A 3,013-nucleotide genomic window follows, 5' to 3' on the forward strand; every position below is an offset into this window, starting at 1 on the left:
GGATCAGGAAGTCGACATCGATGATGCCCTTTTCCACGTCGAGCGCGCGGATGGTGTAGACGCGCGCCACTGGGCGCCGGTCGTCGGTGGGCCAGACCGGTAAGCCATTGCCGCCCAGCACCGGCCACAGCGGATCGGGGACGTCCCTGGTCGGAAACAGCATGCGGATATGCATGCCGCCGAACTTGGCGAAGCGCGAGAGGTTCTCGCCGGTCAGACGAATGCGGCGCATATTCGGAGTGAGGTCGCGAACATCGGTCACCACCATCTCGCGGAACTGGGCGAGGCTGGTTTCGCCTGAGAGATCGCCGGTCCAGACGATCTCGGGGTTTTCCTCCTTGGCGTAGACCTGTACGGCTGTGGCGAGCAGGTCCTTGATACGGGCGAGCCCGTCGCGGTCGGCAGCATTGGCCCGCATCACCAGCCGCTCCATGTCGAACGAGGCGCCGCCGAAGGCAAAGCGGAAATCGATGCGCTGTCCCTGATGCGAAGCATCGGCCTCGAAGCTCCGCAGCCTGTCGGAGATGCTGTCCATGTAGTCCGGCAGACGCCGCAGGTTGAGCCGTGCCTCGCAGGCCAGTTCACGCACCGATGCTTCGTTCATTGTCAGCCTCCGATCCTGCCGGTGAGGCCCACCTTGAAGGTGCGGCCCTTGCCCTGTTCTGTTGCCGCCGAGGTCGACCATGCGCTTTGCGGATCGGTGTAGGCGGTGTTGAAGATGTTATCGACGCCGAAATCGAGCTTGAGGTTGTCGTTGACGCGCCAGTTGGCGAAGACATTGACCAGATCGAAACCGTCATCGACGACCGGCACGGCGTTGGGATTGGTGCGGCTGGTGCGGGTGATCTTGCCGACGCTGAGATATTGCGCGCCGACGGTGAGCTGGTCCTCCAGCATGCGGAAGCCGATCGTGGCCGAGAAGCGGTCGAGCGGCGTGTTGTTCAACGCCTGGCCGGAATAGACGCCGCTGACGACCTTGGCGTCGATCAGCGCGCCGGAGAGGTTCACGAAACCCCAGCCATAATCATAAACCATCTCGGCCTCTACGCCCTTCAGGCGTGCGTCGCCGATGTTGATTGCCGTGCGCGGCAGCACGGTGAGGTCGACGTCGATGTAATCCTCGACGTCAGTGTGGAAAACGTTGACCTTGGCGCGCAGCCGATCACCCGCCGTCAGCACATCGTCATATTTCACGTTGACGCCGGCCTCCCAGTTCTTTGCCGTCTCGGGCTGCAGCAGAAGATTGGGCCGATATGTATCACCGCCGCCATGCGCGCCGCCGCCACGGAAGACATCCTGCAGACCCGGCGCCCGGTAGCCTTCGGAATAGGTGCCATAGAGCTGGAAGCCATCGAATGGCGTGACGCCGACGGTGAGGCGCGGCGACCAACGATCGCCGGAGATCGAGGCTTCCTGCGGTGACGGGATGCGCGTCTCGCCATCGAGCTGGTAGCCGTCATAGCGCATCGCCGCGATGACCTGCAGCCAATCCCCGTAATCGCCCTGCCACTGCAGGAAGCCGCCATAACCCTGCTGTTGGCCAGCGCCGAAATGCGCCGCTTCCGAGGAGGCCTCGAGATAGTAGTAGTCGAGTCCGTAGGTCAGCGTATGTGCTAGTCCCCAGACGTCGAAACGCGAGGAGTTCTTCACATTGAAACCTGTCGTGGCCACGTCGTAGAAGCGGAAATTGCCGATCGCCGAGGTCGGCCAGACCTGCGTCTGCTCGGCGCGGGTGCGGTTGTGATAGGCATTGGCGCTGAAGTCGATCAGCGCGTTGTCGTCGGGCTTCCAGGTGTAAGCGGCGGTGTAGGTCTGGTTGGTGGTGTCGGTGTCATAGCGGCTCAGGGTCGGCGAGGTCGAGCCGCTCGATCCGGTGATCTGGTCGTTGTAGCGCTGCAGGATGGCGCCGAGCTTCAGCTCATGGCCATCGGCCGGCCGCAACGTCGCCTTCAGATAGCCGCTGGTCACCCGCTCGCCGGTCCATGGCACGGTGTCGCCATTGCCATCGGTGTAGCTGTCGCGGTCGCGGTAGATGAGGTTGCCGATGATATCGGCATCGTCGCTGAAGCGGTAGGCACCGGTGGTGCTGGTGGTGAAGCCGTCGCCATTGTCCTCGTAGCCGAGCTTCTCGCTCAGCGCCCAGCGCTCATCCTTCTTGAGGAAATCGCCGGCATCCTTGGTCTCGAAGGAGACGACGCCGCCGATGCCGCCGGAACCATAGGCATTCGAGACCGGACCGCGAATGACGGTGGCTTCCTTGATCAGGTCGGGTTCGACATAGAACGAGCCAGAGCCATGACCGACGCGCCAGTAGTCCTGGCGGGCGCCGTCGAGGGTGACGACGACGCGGCCATATTGCTCCAGGCCGCGGATGTTGATGGCGGTTGCGGGATCGTCGCCATTCATCGAGGCAGCGACGCCCGGTGTGGTGCGGAAGATGTCGGCGGCTGTGTCGGGCTGGATGCGGTCGAGTTCGTCCTGATCGACGGCGCTGATGGCGGCCATCGATTCGATCACCGCCGTTTTGATCATCGTTGCCGAGATGGTGATCACGTCGAGCATCGTCGCCGGCTGGTTCTGCGCGACACTGGCCGGCGCCAGGCGGCCGGTCTTGGCGGCGGCCTTTTTCTCCCGGTCCTGTTCCTGCGCGCTGGCAAGAGGCACGGCGCAGAGGCCGAGCACGAAGGCGAGCGCCGTGCTCGCCATCGATGTCGTGTTTGTTGTCGTTGTCATGCAGCCCCCAAGCAAAAGCAAAACTGCTGGCGGTGGCTGAGCGGCCTTGGCTGGCATTATTGAAAATCCCTCAACCAGTCAGGTCAGGGCATGGGTCACATATTTAAACATGATGACATAAGTCAACTTTAAATTTATAGCCGACCATCCTCGAGAAGCATCTGGCACGGGAACAGCGGCATGGTTGGCAGTTTAGGCGAAGGCAAGACGACCCACTGGTCGCAACCGGGCAGGATCGCGGCGGTGCTGCTTCTGGCACTGGCGGTGCTGGCGCCCTTCT

General features: G+C 62.7%; 2 protein-coding genes. Both read right to left on the bottom strand.

What is annotated here, in order from left to right:
* Nucleotides 1-604: siderophore-interacting protein (locus tag EN994_RS24775; protein WP_206530492.1), on the bottom strand; the 604-nt coding region annotated here is incomplete at its 3' end.
* Between the two features lie 2 nt (nt 605-606).
* Complete coding sequence (locus tag EN994_RS24780; protein ID WP_063168546.1) at nt 607-2,733, bottom strand: TonB-dependent hemoglobin/transferrin/lactoferrin family receptor; 2,127 nt, start codon at nt 2,731-2,733, stop codon at nt 607-609.
* Nucleotides 2,734-3,013 lie beyond the last annotated feature (280 nt).

Source organism: Mesorhizobium sp. M7A.F.Ca.CA.002.09.1.1 (assembly GCF_003998555.1).
Classification (GTDB): domain Bacteria; phylum Pseudomonadota; class Alphaproteobacteria; order Rhizobiales; family Rhizobiaceae; genus Mesorhizobium; species Mesorhizobium ciceri.

Coding starts and splice junctions, on each gene's coding strand:
- EN994_RS24780 (WP_063168546.1), bottom strand. CDS start 2,733: ATGACAACGACAACAAACACGACATCGATGGCGAGCACGGCGCTCGCC.